The organism is Paraburkholderia sp. UYCP14C, from assembly GCF_004197395.1.
GTDB lineage: Bacteria > Pseudomonadota > Gammaproteobacteria > Burkholderiales > Burkholderiaceae > Paraburkholderia.
Genome location: NZ_SELS01000001.1, coordinates 121,030 through 140,333, shown reverse-complemented (window position 1 = coordinate 140,333; position 19,304 = coordinate 121,030). Strand labels below are relative to the sequence as shown.

The 19,304-nt window shown below is 66.5% G+C and carries 15 protein-coding genes; 6 read left to right on the top strand and 9 right to left on the bottom strand.

The window, feature by feature from the left end; all coding sequences use genetic code 11:
• Positions 1-60 precede the first annotated feature (60 nt).
• Both EVC45_RS00600 and EVC45_RS00595 read left to right on the top strand, forming a co-directional pair.
• Positions 61-2,676: an MMPL family transporter gene (locus EVC45_RS00600; RefSeq protein WP_129956104.1), complete on the top strand. Its 2,616-nt coding sequence runs from the start codon at positions 61-63 to the stop codon at positions 2,674-2,676.
• Positions 2,677-2,678: 2 nt separating this feature from the next.
• Positions 2,679-3,704 (top strand): VacJ family lipoprotein, encoded by a 1,026-nt coding sequence (locus tag EVC45_RS00595; protein ID WP_129956103.1) that lies wholly within the window; start codon positions 2,679-2,681, stop codon positions 3,702-3,704.
• 102 nt (positions 3,705-3,806) lie between these two features.
• Here EVC45_RS00595 and EVC45_RS00590 read toward each other — a convergent pair whose 3' ends face one another.
• Positions 3,807-4,292, bottom strand: a complete 486-nt coding sequence (locus tag EVC45_RS00590) for an acyl-CoA thioesterase (RefSeq protein WP_129956102.1) — start codon at positions 4,290-4,292, stop codon at positions 3,807-3,809.
• 647 nt (positions 4,293-4,939) lie between these two features.
• Between EVC45_RS00590 and EVC45_RS00585 the strand changes: the two genes are divergently transcribed.
• Both EVC45_RS00585 and EVC45_RS00580 read left to right on the top strand, forming a co-directional pair.
• Positions 4,940-6,475 (top strand): hemagglutinin, encoded by a 1,536-nt coding sequence (locus tag EVC45_RS00585; protein WP_211193351.1) that lies wholly within the window; start codon positions 4,940-4,942, stop codon positions 6,473-6,475.
• A 139-nt stretch (positions 6,476-6,614) separates the two neighbouring features.
• The gene (locus EVC45_RS00580) at positions 6,615-6,926 is read left to right on the top strand and encodes a hypothetical protein (protein WP_129956100.1); all 312 of its coding nucleotides are present in this window, start codon (positions 6,615-6,617) and stop codon (positions 6,924-6,926) included.
• Between the two features lie 119 nt (positions 6,927-7,045).
• Here the strand turns inward: EVC45_RS00580 and EVC45_RS00575 are convergent, their stop codons facing one another.
• The 7 genes from EVC45_RS00575 to EVC45_RS00545 form a co-directional block, all read right to left on the bottom strand.
• Positions 7,046-7,825 (bottom strand): phosphorylase, encoded by a 780-nt coding sequence (locus EVC45_RS00575; RefSeq protein WP_129956099.1) that lies wholly within the window; start codon positions 7,823-7,825, stop codon positions 7,046-7,048.
• A 3-nt stretch (positions 7,826-7,828) separates the two neighbouring features.
• A complete protein-coding gene (gene shc, locus EVC45_RS00570; RefSeq protein ID WP_129956098.1) occupies positions 7,829-9,913 on the bottom strand; it encodes a squalene--hopene cyclase in 2,085 nt (694 codons plus the stop codon).
• Positions 9,910-11,178: a hydroxysqualene dehydroxylase HpnE gene (gene hpnE / locus EVC45_RS00565; RefSeq protein WP_129956097.1), complete on the bottom strand. Its 1,269-nt coding sequence runs from the start codon at positions 11,176-11,178 to the stop codon at positions 9,910-9,912. The genes shc and hpnE overlap by 4 nt, the downstream gene beginning before the upstream one ends.
• Positions 11,179-11,182: 4 nt before the next feature.
• Positions 11,183-12,031: a presqualene diphosphate synthase HpnD gene (gene hpnD, locus EVC45_RS00560; protein ID WP_129956096.1), complete on the bottom strand. Its 849-nt coding sequence runs from the start codon at positions 12,029-12,031 to the stop codon at positions 11,183-11,185.
• 236 nt (positions 12,032-12,267) lie between these two features.
• Complete coding sequence (locus tag EVC45_RS00555; protein WP_129956095.1) at positions 12,268-13,218, bottom strand: diguanylate cyclase; 951 nt, start codon at positions 13,216-13,218, stop codon at positions 12,268-12,270.
• Positions 13,215-13,838, bottom strand: a complete 624-nt coding sequence (locus tag EVC45_RS00550; protein ID WP_129956094.1) for a chemotaxis protein CheC — start codon at positions 13,836-13,838, stop codon at positions 13,215-13,217. Before EVC45_RS00550 ends, EVC45_RS00555 begins: the two co-directional genes overlap by 4 nt.
• Positions 13,831-14,196, bottom strand: coding sequence for a response regulator (locus EVC45_RS00545; RefSeq protein WP_129956093.1), 366 nt, complete (start codon positions 14,194-14,196; stop codon positions 13,831-13,833). The genes EVC45_RS00550 and EVC45_RS00545 overlap by 8 nt, the downstream gene beginning before the upstream one ends.
• A 604-nt stretch (positions 14,197-14,800) precedes the next feature.
• Here EVC45_RS00545 and EVC45_RS00540 point away from each other — a divergent pair.
• The gene (locus EVC45_RS00540; protein WP_129956092.1) at positions 14,801-17,095 is read left to right on the top strand and encodes a hybrid sensor histidine kinase/response regulator; all 2,295 of its coding nucleotides are present in this window, start codon (positions 14,801-14,803) and stop codon (positions 17,093-17,095) included.
• Between the two features lie 236 nt (positions 17,096-17,331).
• Positions 17,332-18,510 (top strand): hypothetical protein, encoded by a 1,179-nt coding sequence (locus tag EVC45_RS00535; protein ID WP_129956091.1) that lies wholly within the window; start codon positions 17,332-17,334, stop codon positions 18,508-18,510.
• Positions 18,511-18,684: 174 nt separating this feature from the next.
• Here the strand turns inward: EVC45_RS00535 and EVC45_RS00530 are convergent, their stop codons facing one another.
• The gene (locus EVC45_RS00530; RefSeq protein WP_129956090.1) at positions 18,685-19,239 is read right to left on the bottom strand and encodes an NADPH-dependent FMN reductase; all 555 of its coding nucleotides are present in this window, start codon (positions 19,237-19,239) and stop codon (positions 18,685-18,687) included.
• Positions 19,240-19,304 lie beyond the last annotated feature (65 nt).

Below are 19,304 nucleotides of genomic sequence, written 5' to 3'. Positions count from 1 at the left end.
TCTGTATACTTATGCACCTTCGTCAAAAACAACACCCGTGATAAGGCCACGTCCGCCTACATGCTGAAGCCATATATCGTCCGTCTCGTCGCGTCCTCGGTGCGTCATCCGCTGAGGATCATCGCGGTGTCGATCGTGCTCGCCGTTCTGAGCGCCGTCTACGTCGTGCATAACTTCAAGATCAACACGGACATCAGCCGTCTCATCGAGACCGACAAGCAATGGGCGGCAGTCCAGAACGCGCTCGACGCAGCCTTCCCCGACCGCGGCGGCACCGTGCTGGTAGTGGTCGAGGCGCGCGCGCCCGAGTTCGCCGATGCCGCGGCCAACGCGCTGACCGCGGCGCTCAGAGCCGATCCGAAGGAGTTCACGTCGGTCTCGCAGCCCGCTGGCGGGCCGTTCTTCGAACACAACGGCCTGCTGTTTCCGTCCACCGACGAGGTGATGTCCACCACCTCGCAACTCGTGCAGTCGCGCCCGCTCGTCAATCAGCTTGCGCATGATCCGAGCCTGACCGGTCTCGCCGGCACGCTGACCACGAGTCTGCTGCTGCCGCTGCAACTGGGCCAGGTCAAACTCGCCGATATGAGCCGGCTGCTCGGGCAAAGCGCGAACACCATCGATCGCGTGCTGGCCGGCCAGCCCGCCGCGTTCTCGTGGCGTGCGCTCGTCGACAAAGGTGCCGCCACCGAGCCGGCGCGCTCGTTCGTCGTCGTGCAGCCGGTCGTCAACTACGACGCGCTGGAGCCGGGCGCGGCCGCATCGAGTTCGATTCGCGCGACCGCGGTGTCGCTGCATCTCGAACAGCGCTACGGCGCGACGATCCGCCTGACCGGCGAGCAGCCGCTCGCCGACGAGGAGTTCGCGTCGGTGCAGGACGGCGCGGTGCTGAACGGCATCGGCACTTTCATCGTCGTGCTGATCATTCTGTGGCTCGCGCTGCGCTCGGGCCGCATGATCGCGGCGGTGTTCATCACGCTGTTCGTCGGTCTCGCGATCACGGCCGCGCTCGGCCTGATGATGGTCGGCGCCCTCAACATGATCTCGGTCGCGTTCATGGTGCTGTTCGTCGGGCTCGGCGTCGACTTCGGCGTGCAGTTCGGCGTCAAGTATCGCGAGGAGCGCAACCGCGACGACCGGCTGTCGGCCGCGCTGATGCACACCGCGCACAGCATCGGCGTGCCGCTCACGCTCGCGGCCGTGGCAGTCGCGCTGAGCTTCTTCTCGTTCCTGCCGACCGCGTATCGCGGCGTGTCGGAGCTGGGTCAGATCGCGGGCGTCGGCATGTTCGTCGCGTACTTCACGAACATGACGCTGCTGCCGGCGCTGCTGAAGGTCTTCAATCCGCCGGGCGAAGTCGCCTCGCCGGGTTTCAAGCAGCTCGAACCCGTCGACGACTTCCTCGACCGCAATCGCAAGCCGGTGCTGATCGGCACGCTGCTCGTCGTGATCGGCGCGACGCCGCTGCTCACGCACCTGCGTTTCGACTTCAATCCGCTGCATCTTAAGGACCCGCATACAGAGTCGATGGCAACCTTGCTGTCGCTGAAGGATTCGCCCGAAGCCGCGGTCAACAACGTGCAGGCGCTGGCGCCGTCGCTGGCCGACGCCGACGCGATGGCCGCGCGGCTGCGCAAGTTGCCGGAAGTGGGCCGCGTCAACACGCTGAGCACCTTCGTGCCTACCGACCAGCAGCAGAAGATGATGCTGATCGCGAGCGCCGCGCAGCAACTGCTGCCGGCGCTGCAACAGCAGCCCGCGCCGCAGGCCACCGACGAGGTCCGCGTCGCCGCATTGAAGCGCGCGGCGAATCAGTTGTCGCTCGCCGCCGAGGACCACCCGGGGCCGGGCGCGGCGGAAGCGCAACACCTGTCCGCGACGCTGCAAAAGCTCGCCGCCGCCGACGCCGCCACGCGCGAGCGCGCCGAAGTCGCGATGTCCGACACGCTGCGAATCGCGTTGAAGCAGTTGGAGAGCCTGCTGCAGCCGACCGAAATCACCCAGCAGAGTCTGCCCCCGGGCATCACCGCGATGTGGATCGGCAAGGGCGGGCACGCGCTCGTCGATATCGCGCCGAAGGTGCCGCCCGGCATCGATCCGAACGACGACCAGATGCTCGCGCGCTTCGCGCATGCGGTGAAGAAGGCGGAGCCGGGTGCGATCGGCGGACCGATCTCGATCCTGCATTCGGCCGACACGATCATCAAGGCGTTTCTGCAGGCGGCTGTCTATGCGCTGCTGTCGATCGCCGTGCTGCTATGGATTGCGCTGCGCCGGGTCGGCGATGTGCTGCGCACGCTGGTGCCTCTGCTGGTTTCCGCGCTCGTCACGCTCGAGCTGTGCGTGGTGTTTGGCATGCCGCTGAATTTCGCGAACATCATCGCGCTGCCGCTGATGCTCGGCGTCGGCGTCGCGTTCAAGATCTACTTCGTAATGGCGTGGCGCCACGGCCAGACCGGCCTGTTGCAGTCGAGCCTTACGCATGCGGTGCTGTTCAGCGCCGCCACAACGGCGACCGCGTTTGGTAGTCTGTGGCTGTCGCACCATCCGGGCACGTCCAGCATGGGGAAGCTGCTCGCGCTTTCGTTGTTCTGCACGCTGATCGGCGCGGTGGTTTTCCAGCCGGTGCTGATGGGCAAGCCGCGTCAACGTCGCGGGAAGCAAAAAGGAATATAAGCATGAAGCTGCGTAACGCCGCGCTGGCGCTCACCGCCGCGGGTCTTATTTCCGGCTGCGCGACCGCGCCCGACCGCAAGCCGGGTGATCCGTTCGAGCCGGTGAACCGGGTGATCTTCAACTTCAACGACGGAGTCGATCGCTTTATCGCCGTGCCGGTCGCGAAGGGCTATCAGAAGGTCACGCCGCAGCCGCTGCGCACCGCCATCAGCAATTTTTTCTCGAACCTCGGCGACCTCACCAACGCCGCGAACGCGCTGCTGCAACTGAAGATCACCGATGCGACCGAAGACATCATGCGTTTCGCGCTCAACTCGGTGTTTGGGATTGGCGGCCTGCTCGACTTTGCGACGCCGGCCGGTCTGCCCAAGCATCATCAGGACTTCGGTCTGACGCTCGGGCATTGGGGCATCCCGTCGGGTCCGTATCTGGTGCTGCCGCTGTTCGGGCCGAGCACGGTGCGCGACAGCATGGGGTTTATCGTCGACGTGAAGTTATACCCGGTGACCTATATGGAACCCGCGGTCCGCAATCCGCTGTACCTGCTGCAATTCATCAGCACGCGTTCGGATCTGCTCGGCGCGACCACCCTGCTGGAGCAGGCTGCGCTCGACAAATACTCGTTCGTGCGTGATGCCTATGTGCAGCAGCGCCTCTCGCGTCTGCGCGGCACGAGCGCTGCCCCTCCACCGCTGCCGGAGTACGACGATCACGGCGACACGGGCCCGGCTGCGCCTGCGGGCGGCGCGCCGGCGGGCGGGCTGCCGAATTACGCCGATCCCGGCGATGTGGGCGAGGCGCCGGATGGAGCTTCGGGAGCGGGCGGCGCGGCCAAGGGCGCGCCGGGCGCGCTGCCGAATTACAACGATCCGGGTGAGTCCGCACCTGCGCCAAACGGAGCGTCGGGCGGCGCGCCCAGCGCGCCTGGCGGAGATCTGCCGAACTACTCCGATCCGGGCGACACCGGCGTGGGCGCTACTCCAGCTACTCCAGCTACTCCAGCCACGCCGGCATCGGCCCCGCAATAACGTCGCTCCAAAGCACAGCGGGGCGCCCTCGATGGTCGCCCCGCGTGGAAATACAGCCAAAAACTTCGGCCGAGCAAATCGGCAGGCTCCGCAGCAGCCCGCTCAGTGCAGGCTTTCGACCTCGCTGCGCGCCGCGACCCGATCTTCCTCGACCGTAGCGACTGATGCGGTTCGCGGCACCGGCTTCGAGTTCGCACGATAGTGGGCGAACTGCTCGTCCGCGTAACGGATACGCGTGCGGCCATGCGGCGCCGGATCGCCGTTTTCGTCGAGATTGACGAACACCATTTTTTCGACCGTCAGAATGCTCTTGCGGGTGATCTTGTTGCGCACTTCGCAGCGCAGCGTGATCGACGTACGGCCAAAATGCGTGGCGGTCATGCCCAGTTCGATGATGTCGCCCTGGCGCGCCGAACTGACGAAGTTGATCTCGGACATGAACTTGGTCACGACTCGCTGGTTGTCCAGCTGGGAAATCGCGTAAATCGCGGCTTCTTCGTCGATCCAGCGCAGCAGGCTGCCGCCGAACAAGGTCCCGTTGGGATTCAGGTCTTCGGGCTTGACCCACTTTCTCGTATGAAAATTCATCAGGTACTCCGCGTTTGAGGCTCCCGGGCCGGGCGCGTCACGCGCCACAACCTAGGGTTAACACTAGCATTCTACCAAACATAAGGGTTTTCCCTAGTATTTCAACAATTGCATAATTAATCGGCCCGATAGGCAATGCTTCGCGACACCGTCCGCGCAGCCGCACCGCCACTTCAAGCGAGCGTCGTGATCCGCAAAACGCGCCGCCCCTCCCAAGCCCTTCCTTCGATGCACAAAACGGCGCCGCCGGGCGCCTTTTCGATGACGCCTTCTATTTGGAGTCGACAGCGCTCCTTACCCCCTCAATTACAAATTGTCTTCTGCCGATAACGATTGAGTGCCGTCGGCGCTCGTACAAGGCCTGCCGCACCCAAAAAGACCAAAAACTTTTAAACCAACCAAGCCGTACGAGGGCAAAAACGAGGATGTCTATCAAACGTTCGAAATCAGTTTTCGGGTTAATCGCAACACTTACGCTGGCCGCGGGCCTCTCAGCATGCGGCGGCGGTGGGGGTGGCGACGGCAGCACGCGCACCTCCAGCACGACGAACACCGGTTCGCCAACGCCGGCTTCTCCGGCCCCGGTGTCCCCTGCTCCGGTTTCCCCAACTCCGCCGGCCACTTTCACCCCGTCAGCTGACGGCAAGTTGCACGCGGCATGCACCAACTGCGGTGCGGCCGACGACTCGACCTACTCCGGCAGCGGTGTGGGCTTGTGGCAAGCAGTCAACAGCAGCGCGCAGAACGATACGGTCACCATCGCCATCAATGGCGCGACGGGACGCACCGCGACGCTCGTATTCACCAACGAAGGCAGCAGCCAGTCCATGTCGGCGGTGCCGGTCAGCGCAAGCGTGATGTCGTCAGCCGACGTCGTCGCCAACGCGGCAACCCACCCGTCGACTGGCGAAGACCCGCGCGTGGCGGCGGTCCACGAGTTCAACACCAACGGCTGGAAAGCGCTGGTGAACAAGCCATCGACGGCGGGCGCCGCCGCGGCCTCGGCCGATGTCATCGGTGCAGTGCAACGCGTGGTGGCCACCTACAACATCGGCGACACGCGTGACTTCTGGCTGATGGATTACACCCAGCGTCACATGACGCTCGAGGCCACGACCACGACTTCCGACGGTACGAAGGTCAACCTGTGGGTCGAAACGACTGAGTACGGCACCGGAAAAATCACTCCGACCATCGTCAACACGCTCCTGCAGAATTACGCGGGCGCCGGAGGCGTCTATGACATGGTCACGGGCGTGGGCGGTCCCTTCTGGGGTACGGTCACCATGCCGGGCATGATTCCCGGCGCCCAACCGGTGGACCTCGTCGTGGCGAACTTCAACCATGATGGCCAGCCTTATGGGACGGTCGGTTACTTCTGGGCGATCAATAACTTCGTCAACCAGGGTAGCGGCGCAACGTCCGTCAGCAACTCGGACCTTTCGCTCTATCTGGATTCGGAGACCCTGTATCTGGCTGGTACCGCGGGCATGCAGGCAATGCAGACCGTCATGGCGCACGAGAGTACGCACATGCAGAACTTCTATCGTCGCGACATGCTGATGGGCGTCCAGTACGCGTACGACACGTGGCTCGAAGAGACCACGGCCATGATGATGGAAGACTGGGTGAGCTTTAATATCGACCCGACCTACAACTCGGTCCGAGACAATCGCCTGCCCCAGTATCTGACGTACAACGGCCACGGCAGCTATACCTGCGGCCTGACGACGTGGGACCCGGCCGACACGACCTGCGACAGCTACACGACGAACGGTTCGTTCGGCGGCTTTCTGAATCGCCAGCTCGGTCTGACCTTCTACAAGACCCTTCTGAACGACAAGAATGCGACGGCATCGATCGACGTGCTGAATGACGCGATCAAACAGGTCCGCCCGGACTCCAGCGCCGCACAGGAGTTGCGGCACTTCACGGTCGCCGCCAGCGGGCAAGTTCCGTTCGGCGCGAACATGAGCCTGTACGCATTCCCGTCGCGCGCGGAAGGCGGCTTCACGCTGCCCTCCATCGACCCGTCGAAGAAGACTCGTGACCTGCCGTCCGCATCACCGGGCGTTTTGCTTGGCTACGCCAGCTTCCCGGCCGTGCGCGCGAACATTTCGGGTAAATATCAGGAAACGGTGACGCTTCCGCCCGGTGTGACGTTGTCGGTGGTCGTGCAGTAATGCCGGAACGCAGCGCGCCGCGACAATTTTGCGCGCGCTGCATTGCTGAAGCCGTCCCTTTCGGGGACGGCTTTTTTCAAGCAAGATAGCCGCAAGCGAAAGCTTCCCACCGGGCACCTGACCGACCTTTCCCGCCTTCATGCTCAGACAACTGATTCTTTCCCTGCTCGTCCTCGGCGTCGGCACGGCCTGCGCCGGCACGCCGCATATCGGTGACACGGTGGAGGTACAAGGCACCCTGACGATTCGCGGCAACGAACCGTTCACCTATCCGGTCGTGTCCAGCGGCACGAAGATCTGGCAGCTCGTCGGCATCGACCGCGCCGTGGCGATGAAACTGCAGAACAGCATCGTGCATGTCACCGGGCATGTCGGCTCCAACGCCGTACCGTCAGGGCTGCCCGCTATTCAGGTCGACACGGTGACCGAGGGCAACGCAAAAGCGCCGTGAGTGAATCACGGAAAGCGATTCATGGCGCACAGGTGGTCAACGCCTGAGCACAGCGTTGTACATCGGCGCATGCATCGGTCCGCTGAACCTCGCGACGAAGGCGGACGCGGTTGGAACGGCTAAGCGCCCTTCCCCGGCGCGTCATTGTCGACGCCCGTAATCCGCAGCACGCCGCCCTTCCCCAACGCATTGCGCGCCTCGATCAGCGTAGTCCGCGCGGCGCGCGCATCGGCGGCAAGGCGCAGCAGCGCGCCGAGTTGCGACGGCTGCCGCAGCAATTCGCGCAGAATCGGCCCGAGGGCGGTGCTGCCGTCGTCGCGCAACCCCGCCGTCGCGGCCGGCGGCAGCGTGCGCCAGGCAGGATCGACGACCGCGCGGCACACGGCGAACGGCAGACCGTGCGCGGCGGCGGTCGCGCCCGCGATGTGCGATTCCATGTCCACCGCGAGCGCGCCGGTCGATTCGTGCAGTGCGCGTTTGTCTTCGGCGGTGATCAGCGGCGCGGCGACCGCCGCCATCGCGCCGCGGCGCACGCGCCCCGCAAGCCCTTCGGCCATCCTGCGGTCAGTCACGGCTGCGGCAATGCGTTGCGCCCATTGCCGATCCGTATCGATGCGTCCGGACGGCCCATGCACCGCATCCGCGACGATCAACGCGCCCGGCTCCAGATCCGGCGCGAGGCCACCGGCCGTGCCGAAGCTGACGATCCCCGCCGCGCCGCGCGCGAGCGCCGCGTTCAGCGCACGCTCGAGCAGATCGGCGCGCGCCGCGTACACGACCTCGACGCGCTCGCTGCCGTCGCCGCGCGCGATGCGCGCTTCGAACGCCATACCCGTCACGACGATCACCGGCAAGCTGCTAGCGCCCGTCCCGACGGACGGCATCATCGACACCGGCATCCGTCACATCCCGACCGTGACGCGCGTGAGCCCATTGCGCTTCAGATGACGGAAGCGCGCGAGCGCCCACAGCGGGAAGAACTTGCGATAGCCGTGGTAGCGCAGATAAAACACGCGCGGAAAGCCGGTCGCGGTAAAGCGCGTTTCGTCCCACAGCCCATGCTCGCGCTGCTCACGCTGCAGATAGTCGATCCCGCGCGCCACCGCCTCGTGACCGACCTCGCCCGCCGCCATCAGGCCGAGCAGCGCCCACGCGGTCTGCGACGCGGTGCTCGGCGCGCGCTCGTAGCCGCGATAGTCGAGCTTGTAGCTCTCGCCGCCCTCGCCCCAACCGCCGTCCTCGTTCTGGATCGATACGAGCCATTGCGCCGCGCGCCGCATGCGCGGGTCGTCGTGCGGCAAGCCGGCCGCGTTCAGCGAGCACAGCGCGGTCCACGTGCCGTAGATGTAATTCAGGCCCCAGCGGCCGTACCAACTGCCGTCGGACTCCTGCTCCTGCAGCATGTAGTCGAACGCGCGCCGCGCCGGTTCGCTGCTTTGCGGCAGCTCGCCGATCTGCGCGAACATCGACAGACAGCGGCCCGACACGTCCGCGGTCGGCGGATCGAGCAGCGCGCCGTGGTCCGAGAACGGGATGTTGTTCAGGTAGTACTGCGTGTTTTCCGGCTCGAACGCGCCCCAGCCGCCGTCGCTGCTCTGCATGCCGACCACCCATTCCCGCGCGCGGGCAATCGCTTCGCGATCCACGTCGGATTGCGTGAGCGCCGCCGAGCGATGCATCGCCATCGCGACCACCGCGGTATCGTCGACGTCCGGGTAATGCGCATTGTTGTACTGGAACGCCCAGCCGCCCGGCCGCACGTTCGGGCGGCGCGAAATCCAGTCGCCGCGCACGTCGAGAATCTGCAGCGGACGCAGCCACGCGAGCCCGCGTTCGGCCGCCTGTTCGGCGCGCGCTTCGCCGGTTTCGAGCAGCGCGTGCGCGACGAGCGACGTGTCCCAAACCGGCGACAGACACGGCTGGCAATACGCTTCGTCGTCCTTGACGATGAGCAGCTTGTCGAGCGACTTGCGAGCGATCGCGCGATGCGGATGATCGGCCGGATAGCCGAGCACGTCGTACATCATCACCGAGTTGGCCATCGCCGGGAAAATCGCGCCGAGGCCGTCCTCGCCGTTCAGCCGTTCGTCGACGAACGCGACCGCCGCGCGGACCGCGCGCTCGCGGGTCGCCTTCGGCAACAGGCCGTCGACCGCGCGCAGCACCGTATCCACACAGCGGAACAGGCCGAACCAGCCTGCGTGCTGATGCGGCGCGCGCTCGTTCATGCCGGTGTTCACCGGCGCACCGCGGAACAACTCGTCGATGCGCACGCGGCGCGGATTGCGAGCGAGCGGCCGCTTCGCGTTGAGCACGAGCAGCGGCACGATCACCGTGCGCGCCCAGTACGACACCTTCGACAGATGGAACGGGAACCACATCGGCAGCAGCATGATCTCGACCGGCATCATCGGCACCGCGCGCCACGACACCACGCCAAAGAGGGCGAGCAGGATTCGCGTGAACACGTTCACGTGTTCCGCGCCGCCATGCGCGAGGATCGCGTCGCGCGCGCGCACCATGTGCTCGGCGTCGACCGGGTCGCCGATCATCTTCAGCGCGAAGTACGCCTTCACGCTCGCGCTGACGTCGAACGCGCCGTCGGTGAAGAGCGGCCAGCCGCCGTCCGGCAACTGGATGCGGCGCAGATAACGCGCGATCTTCTGTTCGAGTTCGAGGTTCGGCGTTTCGCCGAGATAGTGGACCAGCAACACGTATTCGGCCGGAATCGTCGCGTCGGCTTCGAGTTCGTAGACCCAATGGCCGTCGGGCTGCTGCGCGGCCAGGATCGCATCGGTCGCGCGCGTGATCGATGCGTCGAGCGCGCTCGCGCCGGCGTCTTGCGCGGGCGCGAGGGTTGCGGTTGCCGATGCGTCCGCCACGGCGGGCGCGTTGGCAACCACGGCTGCTTCGGCCGGGCTCAGCGCCGCATCGGCGGCGTCGGGCAGCACCGCGTCGAGCGGCTGGGTTTGAGATAAATCGTTCATCTGCGTTCCATCGGTTGATTCAGCAGCGTATCCGCGGCCTTCTGGCCTGAGCGGATCGCGCCTTCCAGCATCGCGGGCAGGCCGGTGGCCGTCCAGTCGCCCGCGAGCAGCAAATTGTTCCAGCGAGTGCGCGTGCCCGCCCGCAATGTCTCCTGGGTGGGCAGCGCGGCGAACATCGCGCGCGGCTCCGCCACCACCTGCCAGCGCGGCAACGGCGCGAGCGGCAGCTTCACGGCCCGCGCGACCTCGGCCCAGACGGTTGCCGCGAGCGCGTCGTGCGGCGTGTCCAGGTGCCGCTCGGCGCCGTTGAGCGTCACCGACAGGCGGTCGTCGAACGCGAACAGCCAGCCGGCCGTTCCGTTGAGCAGCGCGCTGACTTGCGGCGTGCCGAACGGCGGCTCGACCGCGAAATGCACGTTCAGCGTGGCCGCGAAACGCGTCGGCGCGCGCAGACCCGGCACCAGCGTAGCCGCTGCGTCGGGCGGCAGCGCGAGAATCACCGCCTCGTTTGCGCCGAGCGCGATGCTGTCGTCGGCGAAATGCAGCGCCTGCACGCGCGCCGGGTCGGCCGCGAACGTGATGTCGCGCAGGCGCGAACCGAGCCGGATCGTCGCGCCGCCATGTTGCAGCAGCCGCAGCGCCGGATCGACGAACGCGCTGCCAAGACCGTTGCGCGCGACGAGCGGCCGGCACGCGAGCCCGCCCGCGAGCAGCGTTTCACGCACCAGCGCGCCGGTCAGCTCGGCCGACGCGTCGCGCGGCTCCAGATTCAGCAGCGCCTGCAGCAGCGGCCGCAGCAGCCGGTCCCACAGCGGACCGTCACAGCGCATCGTCTGCGCGACACTGCGGCCGGGCTTCGCGAACAGCAGCGGCACGAGCGACAGGTAATCGGTCGGCGCCGTATTCGGCACGCGCGCCTGCGCATCGAAAATCCACCACGGCAAGCGCCCCGGCGACAGCCGCACGGTCCAGCGCGAACCCGTGGCCAGATCGATGAACGGATACTCGGGCTGCGCGGGGCCGACCAGTTCGTCGGCGGCGCCGATCGCGCGCAGGTAGTTCAGCGTCGCGGCATGGGCCGACAGCACGATGTGATTGCCGCTGTCGAGCGGCGCGCCAAACCGCGCGTCATAGTACGAACGGCAGCGGCCGCCCGCGTGATCCTGCGCCTCGTGCAGCACGACCCGCGCGCCGCGCCGCTGCAACTGCACGGCGGCGGCGAGCCCGGCCACGCCCGCGCCGACCACATGGACGAGCTTCGGCATCAGCTCAGAAAAGCGCGTAACGCGCGACGATCCACAGCAGGCGCAGCTTCGGCTTGCTGACCTTCGTGCGCGGCACGTCGAAGCCGCGCTCCAGCGTGCGCTCGAGCAGCACGCGATAGACGCCCGACATGATGCGCGGCGCGCGCACCTGGACGCGCGGCTCGCGATCCATGATCGCGTCGGACTCGGCGAAGTGCTGCTTTGCGCGCTCGGCGAGCGTCGCGCAGATGCGCGGCAGCGACGGATCGTCGGCGATCTGGCGCGGGTCCGTGGCCGCGATGCCTTCGCGCGCCAGCAACTCGCGCGGCAGGTAGCAGCGGTTGATGTCGGCGTCTTCGTCGATATCGCGCAGGATGTTGGTGAGCTGCAGCGCGCGGCCGAGATGGTGCGCGAGCAGCCGGCCCGGCTCGTCGCGCATCCCGAATATCCTCACCGACAGACGGCCGGCCGCGCTCGCGACGCGGTCGCAATAGAGGTCGAGCGTGGCGTCGTCGGGCGCGCAGATGTCGGCGGCGGCGTCCATCGCCATGCCGTCGATCATCGCGTGGAAATCCTCGCGTTGCAGATGAAACGTGTGAATGTGCCGCGTCAGCGCGCGCAACGACGCGCGCGGCTGACCGGCGTAGCACGCGTCGATGTCGGCGCGCCACTGCTCGAGCCCGGCTGCGCGTTCGGCGCGCGGCAGGTCGCTGTCGGCGATGTCGTCGACGGCGCGGCAGAACGCGTAGACCTGATACATCGCATCGCGCTGCGCCGCCGGCAGGATGCGCATCGCGAGATAAAACGAGCTGCCGGACGTGGCGGCAGCGGCGTCGATTTCAGTATCGTCCACGACAAGATTGGAAACAGCCAAGACGATCTCCGCTGGAGGCGCCCGCTGAAAGGCGATCAAAGAGGTTTTTATGCCGACCCGCAGGGCATTGGCCCGCGCGCGCGGACACGCGCGACACATCCGGCTGGGTGGCCGGAAACGGCGAAAAGTATAGCAATCTTTGCCGGTGACCGCAGTTTCGCCGGCCGATGGGGGCACGGGAGGAAGGCCGCCGGGCGCGGCGCGGCGGGCTCGGCAGCGCCGCCAACGCTAGCGGATCAGGCCCCCGCGAGCCGGAACGCGACCGCGCAGTTGCGGCCCTGGCGCTTTGCGCTGTACAGCGCCGCGTCGGCCTCGTTGATCAGCACGTCGTAGGCGGGCACGCCCTCGCGCGCCGAGGCGCCGCCCAGGCTCGCCGTGACCGGCACGCTGGTGCCGATCAGCTCGACCGGCGTTTCCTCGATCACGCGACGAATCTTCTCCGCGACCAGCATCGCGTCGTCGAGTGGCGTGCATGGCAGCAGCAGCGCGAACTCCTCGCCGCCGAAGCGCCCGAACGTGTCCTGCGCGCGCACCACGCCGGCGACGCGCTGCGCCATCACGCGCAGCACCGTATCGCCGACGCCGTGACCGAACTGGTCGTTGATCTTCTTGAAGTGATCGAGGTCGAACAGCAGCATCGACATGTCGCCGCCGTAGCGCTGCCAGCGCGTGAACTCGTCGCGCAGCCGCACTTCGAAGAAGCGCCGGTTCGCGATGCCGGTCAGCCCGTCGCGATTCGCGTACTCCTGCAGCTTCGCCACCGCCTCCTCGCGTTCGCGCTGCATGATGCTCACGTGCGTGACGTCGGAGATCGTCACGCACACGGCCACCACTTCGCGACCACGCATTAGTGGCATGAACGTGCAGTCCTGCTGCATGAAGTCGACCCCGCCGGTGATCGGCCGGTCATGATCGAACTTGAACAGATACGGGCGCTGCTCCCACGAGCTGAACGCGAAGCTGCCGAGCTGGAACACGCTCTCGATCTTGCGCGACAGCCACACGCGCGGCAGCTCCGGAAAGTTCTGGTAGATCGAACGGCCGACCACCTGCTCCGCCGACAGGCCGCTGTGGTCCTGCATGAAGCGATTCCACATCAGCACGTTCAGCTCGCGGTCGAGCACGAAGATGCCGAAACCGACCCGCTCGACCACGAGGTCGCTCAACGATTCCATGGAGACATTCATAGACTGGACAGCAGCGCGTCGAGCGCTTCGTTCATGTGACGGATTGAATCTTCGGCCATCAGCATCACCAGATGCGCGCGAAAACTCTGATGTTCGAGCGCGAAGTTCACTTCGACGAGCAGCGCCACCTGCCACTGGAGCACGCCAGGCTGAAACACCTGGTCGAGGGTCAGCATCTCGCCGAGCATGCCCGGCGCGGAAAACACCGGCGTGCGGCCGAGCTGGTCGAGTATCGACGACACGCAAGCGCCCGACAGCAGGTTCGCCACGTCGAGCATCAGTTCGCGCTCGCTGATCGCCTCGTAGCTCGAGCGCGCGTATGGGTCACTCACGAGCGAACACAGCTGCGCGATGCTGTCGCTGCGACAGATCACCAGCACCTCGCCCTTGATGTCCGAGCGAAAGCCCTGACGCACCGCGCTGACCGTGTCGTCGATGTGGGTCATCTCGCGCAGCGTGCGCGCCGCGTCGCTCACCGCGACCATCCGCACGCGCGGCACCGACAGCTCGATGAACGCATCGAGCAGCCCCGCGAGCCGCGTCGCTGCCCGGCCCATCGCGAGATTGGCGATTTCCTGCAGCGCGTCGCGCTGGTCTTCGGTGAAGGCGGGCTCAGACATACAAGCCGTACTCCTTGAGGATGGGCAGGACCGCCTCCGGCGTCACCGGCTTGGCGATGAACGCGATCGCGCCGAGCTCGCGCACGCGCGCCTGGGCCAGCGGCTGCACGTCGGCGGAAACGACGATCACGAAGGTATTGAGGTCCTCGTGCTGCAACGCTTCGAGGACCTGGTAGCCGGTCATGTCCGGCATCGTCAGATCGAGGAACATCACCGATGCCTTGCCCTCGCGATACAGCGCGAGCGCCTCGCGCCCGTTCGTCGCGTAGGACACCTCGACGGCCCAGTCCGGCGGCAGTGCTTTCGTGAGCAACTTGCGGGCGAGCAGCGAATCGTCGGCGATCACAATGGGCAGCATGGCAACGGCGTGTCGGGGAGTTTGGGCAGGTCGGATAAAGGACTCGGCTCGTTCGTCTACGCGTTTTGCGCGCCTGGTTGTTTGCGTTTTCCGTTCGTCCCGACAGCGGATGGCGGCACGCCTTCGCGAGCTGCCCATCGACGCGCGGTCAGGTACGGTGGCGCCTGTCGAATTGCAATTGCCTTTGACGAGAGGGGTGCGAATGCAGCAGGACGCGTTTGACAGACCTTGACGATCCGGTGCGCAGGTGTGACAACGGCCCTTTTATCGTGGCGAGAATTGTCGAAGCAAAGCCGCGCAAAAGCAACTCGCCAGAATCGCTGACGGTAACGATCTGTTTCCATGCTAGGCTAATTCAAGAAATAGTTCTATCGTCTGAACTGACATTTTTTCATGTTTATACTTTTGTGTACGTTTGCGCTTCCCGATTCGTCGCTGTTTTAAAGCCGCTCTTAAAGAGCGGCCGCCACGGCGCACGCCCGTCCCCCTCGCTTTGCGGCAAATTTTCCCGCGCTGCGTCTATGCTTGTTCTGAAGGCGGCATGGCGCCGGCAACGGCCCGATACGGGGCTGCCAGATTCGAACGACTTTTCGCGTCAACGACAATGACATCAGACCGGGTCGACTCCGCGCGTGCGGGCCGCCTTTCGGGTCGTCCTGCCCGCGAGCAGGACGACGCGTCGTTTCCCGCCGTGCCGGAACAGAATTTCCAGGTGCGTCGCATCACGCTGATCGCGCTGCTGGTCGCGGCGATCGTGCTGCCGTTCGCCTACGTCGCGGCGATGGCATTCGCCGATCTGCGCTCGCGCGAGGCCGACGCGACCGATCAGGCGCTGCGCACGGTGCGGGTCGCCGAGGAACACGCGTTGAAAGTGTTCGACATGAACGAGACCCTGAACTCGCGCATCGTCGATCTGACCGAGGGCCTCGACGACGACGGCGTCCGCGCGCGCGAACACACGATTCACGACAAGCTGCGCACACTGGGCGGCGGTTATCCGCAGGTGGCCTCGGTCTCGATCTTCGGCCAGCAGGGCGCGCTGCTGGCAAGCAGCCGCCTGTATCCGTCGCCGGAAATTTCGATCGGCGAGCGCGACGATTTCGTCGGCATCCGCGACGGCAACGTGCTCGAACAGGTGTCGAAAGTCATGACGGGGCACGTCAGCGGCGAGCAGGTGTTCAACATGGGCGTCGAGCGTCAGGCGCCCAATGGCTCGTTCGCGGGCGTCGTGTCGATTGCGCTGCGGCCCAGCTATTTCGACGCGTTCTATCGCGAGCTGCTCGGCAACAGCGACGACACGCCGATCATCATGAGCCTCGTGCGCACCGACGGCGCGGTGCTCGCGTATTACCCGCGCGGCCCGCGCGAGCCGACCGCGCTCGCGGCCGATTCGCCGTTCGCCCAGGCGGTCCGGCAGGGGCAGCGCTCCGGCGTCGTGCGGATGCGCTCGAGCTTCGCCGACGGCGACGTGATCGTCGCGTTCCGGCACGTCGGCTCGTACCCGGTCTACGTGCTGTGCGGCTATCGCACGTCGGCGATCTGGGCTGGCTGGTACAGGCACCTGAGCGTGCTGATCGTGTCGATGTTCACGCCGTCGATCGCGCTGTGGTGCGTGATCTGGCTGTCGCTGCGCCGCCTCGGCGCCGAAGAGGAAGCGTGGCGACGCTGGCAGGCCGAGGCCTCGATGCGCCGCTCGATCGAATCCGCGTACCGCCAGTCGCGCAAGATGGAAGCGCTCGGCACGCTGGTCGGCAGCGTCGCGCACGACTTCAACAACCTGCTGATGATCCTGTCGGCCAACGTGCAGATCATGCGGCGGCGCGGCATCGGCGGTCTGGAGCGCGAAATGTCGGCGATGGAGCGTGCGTTGAAGAGCGGCCAGTCGCTGACGCGGCAGCTGCTCGGCGTCGCGCGCAAGCAGCCGCTGCGCACCGAGACGCTGTCGCTCGCACGCTGGTTGCCGTCGTGCCGCGAGTTGCTGCGCGCGTCGCTCGGCGCGAAGGTGTCGCTCGTGATCGATAGCGGCGTCGATACCTGGCCGGTGCGCGTCGATGTCGCCGAGCTCGAACTCGCGCTGATCAACGTCGCCGTCAATGCGCGCGATGCGATGGCCAACGGCGGGCGCTTCACCGTGCGCGCGAGCAACGTCGTGTTCCGTCACGAGGACGGCTTTCCGCTGACCGGCGAGTTCGTGCAACTGTCGCTCGAAGACACCGGCGCCGGCATGGCGCCCGAGGTGCTTGCGCGCGCGTTCGAGCCGCTTTTCACGACCAAGCCCAAAGGCATGGGCACGGGACTCGGGTTGCCGCAGGTCTTCGCGTTCTGCGAGGGCTCGGGCGGGCTCGCGGCGATCGACAGCGCGATCGGCGCGGGCACCTCGGTGCGGCTCTATCTGCCGCGCGCGTCGAGCGCGCCGCAAACGTCCGGACCGGCCGAAGCGCTCGCGCCCGACGCCGGCGCGCCGCAGGGTCTGCACGTGCTGCTGGTCGAGGACAACGAAGAAGTCGCCGCGGGCACCGAGGCGCTGCTGCAGATGATGGGCCACCGGGTCACCTGCGTGTTCAACGCCGACACGGCGCTGCGCGTGCTCGACGACGCCCGCGCGACGCATGCGGGCACCGGCGAGCCGCTGCCGTTCGATCTGGTGCTGTCGGACATCCATATGCCGGGCAAGATGAACGGTATCGATCTGGCCGAAGCGGTGCTCAGGTTCGACCCTCGGCTGCCGGTCATTCTGGTCACCGGCTACGCGGAAGAACTCGACCGCGCGCGGCACGTGAACGTGCGCGTGCTGTCCAAGCCATTCGATATCGGACTGCTCGAGCAGTTGCTCGAAACGATCCAGCACGAGGCGCTGCGAACGAGCGCCGACGCGGCCGCGCATCCCGCCGACACCTGAGCCCGGCGTCATGCCGGTGTCATTTACCAGACCTTGTAAAAAGCGCGGCCGTGATACGCCGCGCTTTTTTCATCATCAGCCCGCGTAACGCGTAGCCCGCTGGGCAGCGCGGCCGCGCGTGGGACGCGGCACCGCCGCGCGGTGGTGCGGGGGCATGAAGGTTGCGTGCCAGAAGACGGCAAGGGGACGACGCCTCGGGCGCCGCCCGGTCCAGCAGAACATGTCGGGAGACAACCATGCAACATACCGTGATTGGTTTATTCGACACTTACATGCAGGCTGAAACCGCCCGCGACACGCTCGTGCAAACCGGCTTTGCGCGCGAGACGATCGAGTTGCAGGCGAACGCCGAACCATCGGTCGGCTCGGCCACCGGCGAAGTCGCCAATGCGGGCGTGCTCGCGAATATCGAGCGCTTTCTCGCCAGCCTGTTTTCGACCGGCACGCGCGCGTCGGACCCCGAGCGCTATGCCGAGGCGATGCGGCGTGGCGCGGTGCTCGTGTGCGTCCATGCGGCGAGCCAGTCGCATGCGGAGTTGGCGCGCAATACGCTGGTGCGGCTCGGGGCGACCGATATCGGTGACCGCCTGCCCGAAGCGGACGTGCCGGTCGGAACCGGGCGCGACCACTCGGTGCTCGATGAGCTGGGCATCGGCGCGGTGATGCCGGGTACGCCCCGCACCTCGAGCGTGACGACCGAGGCGGGCGCGACGCCGGGGAGGCGGGACACCGCTGCGACACCGGGCGCTGCGGGCGTGAGTTCGAGCCGCGGTGCAGTGGGTGCGGCGAGTGCCGCCGGCGTGACTGAATCGACAGGCATTGCCGGCGCGACGGGCGCCACTTCGGTGAGCGGTACGAACGCGGCCGACACCATGCAACCCGGCACCCTACCGCCAGCCGGGCCGCTGAGCGCGGTGCCCCCGGTCGGCATTGGCACGAGCGCCGAGCCGTTCGCCGCGCCGCCGATCAGCGAACGGCCGATCAGCGATCCGCTCAACGAACCCATCGTCGATCCGCTCGCCGGCGATGCGGGACGCAGTGCGATCGCCGCCGGCTCCGTGCCTGGTTCGGGCGCGGTGATGCAGCCGTCCGACATCGTCCCCGAAGGCGGACAGCCTGGCACCGGTCCCGGCGCCCAGATGCCGAACGAATATCTGGAGTACGAAGAGGATTTTCGCACGCACTACGACGAGCAGTACGCGGCCGCGAACGCGCGCTATGAAGACTATGTGCCGGCCTATCGCTACGGCGCGGAAATCGGTCGCGACGCCCGCTTCCGCGATCGTCCGTGGGAAGAGATCGAGCCCGAAGCACGCCGCCATTGGGAAACCACGTCGCCGGACAGCACGTGGGAGCGCTTCAAGCTCGCGGTGCGTCATGGGTGGGAGCACGTGACCGGGCATCATCACGTTTAGGGAAGCCGGCCGGTCTGGCCGGATTCGGCGGGGCCGCCAGTGCATCTCGCGCTGGCGTCGCGCCGGGCGAAACGGGCGCGGCCGCTTTATGCGGGCGCGCCGCCTTGTTGTTGCGTTGTTGCGTCGTTGCCTCGGCGGATGGTCAGAGCGCCGGTCAGCAACACCGAGGCCCGGCTAGACCGCCCCGTGCCGCTTGATCCACGTGACGTAGCGGTCCATGAACGTCTGCAGGAACTTGCGCGTGCCGTCGTTCAGGATCTCGCCTTTTTCGTTGATCACCGCCGGATCGTGCTTGATGAACACCTCGGGCTGCCCCATCGTCGCGACGTCGAGATAGGCGAGCACGTTGCGCAGATGCTGCTGAGCGAGCGCGCTGCCGGTCGCGCCGACCGAGGTGCCGAGTACCGCACCGGGCTTGTTGCCCCACGAATTCGTGCCCCACGGCCGCGAGCCCCAGTCGAGCGCGTTTTTCAGCACGCCCGGGATCGAGCGGTTGTATTCGGGCGTCACGAACAGCAGACCGTCCGCGGCTTGCACGCGCTCCTTGAGCTTCTTGCCGGCTTCGGGATAGTCGGCGTCGTAGTCCTGGGAGTACAGCGGCAAGGAACCGATATCGATGTATTCAAAGGTGAAATCGGCTGGAGCGAGGGAAATCACCGCCTGAGCCAGGTGTCGATTGAACGAGTCTCGCCGCAGGCTGCCGACGACCACTGCAATGTGATAGGCCATGTTCGCTTCCTCAGGTAAGGCGCTCGACGCGCAAAGTAGGAGTGTCCATCATAGGCAAAAGCCGC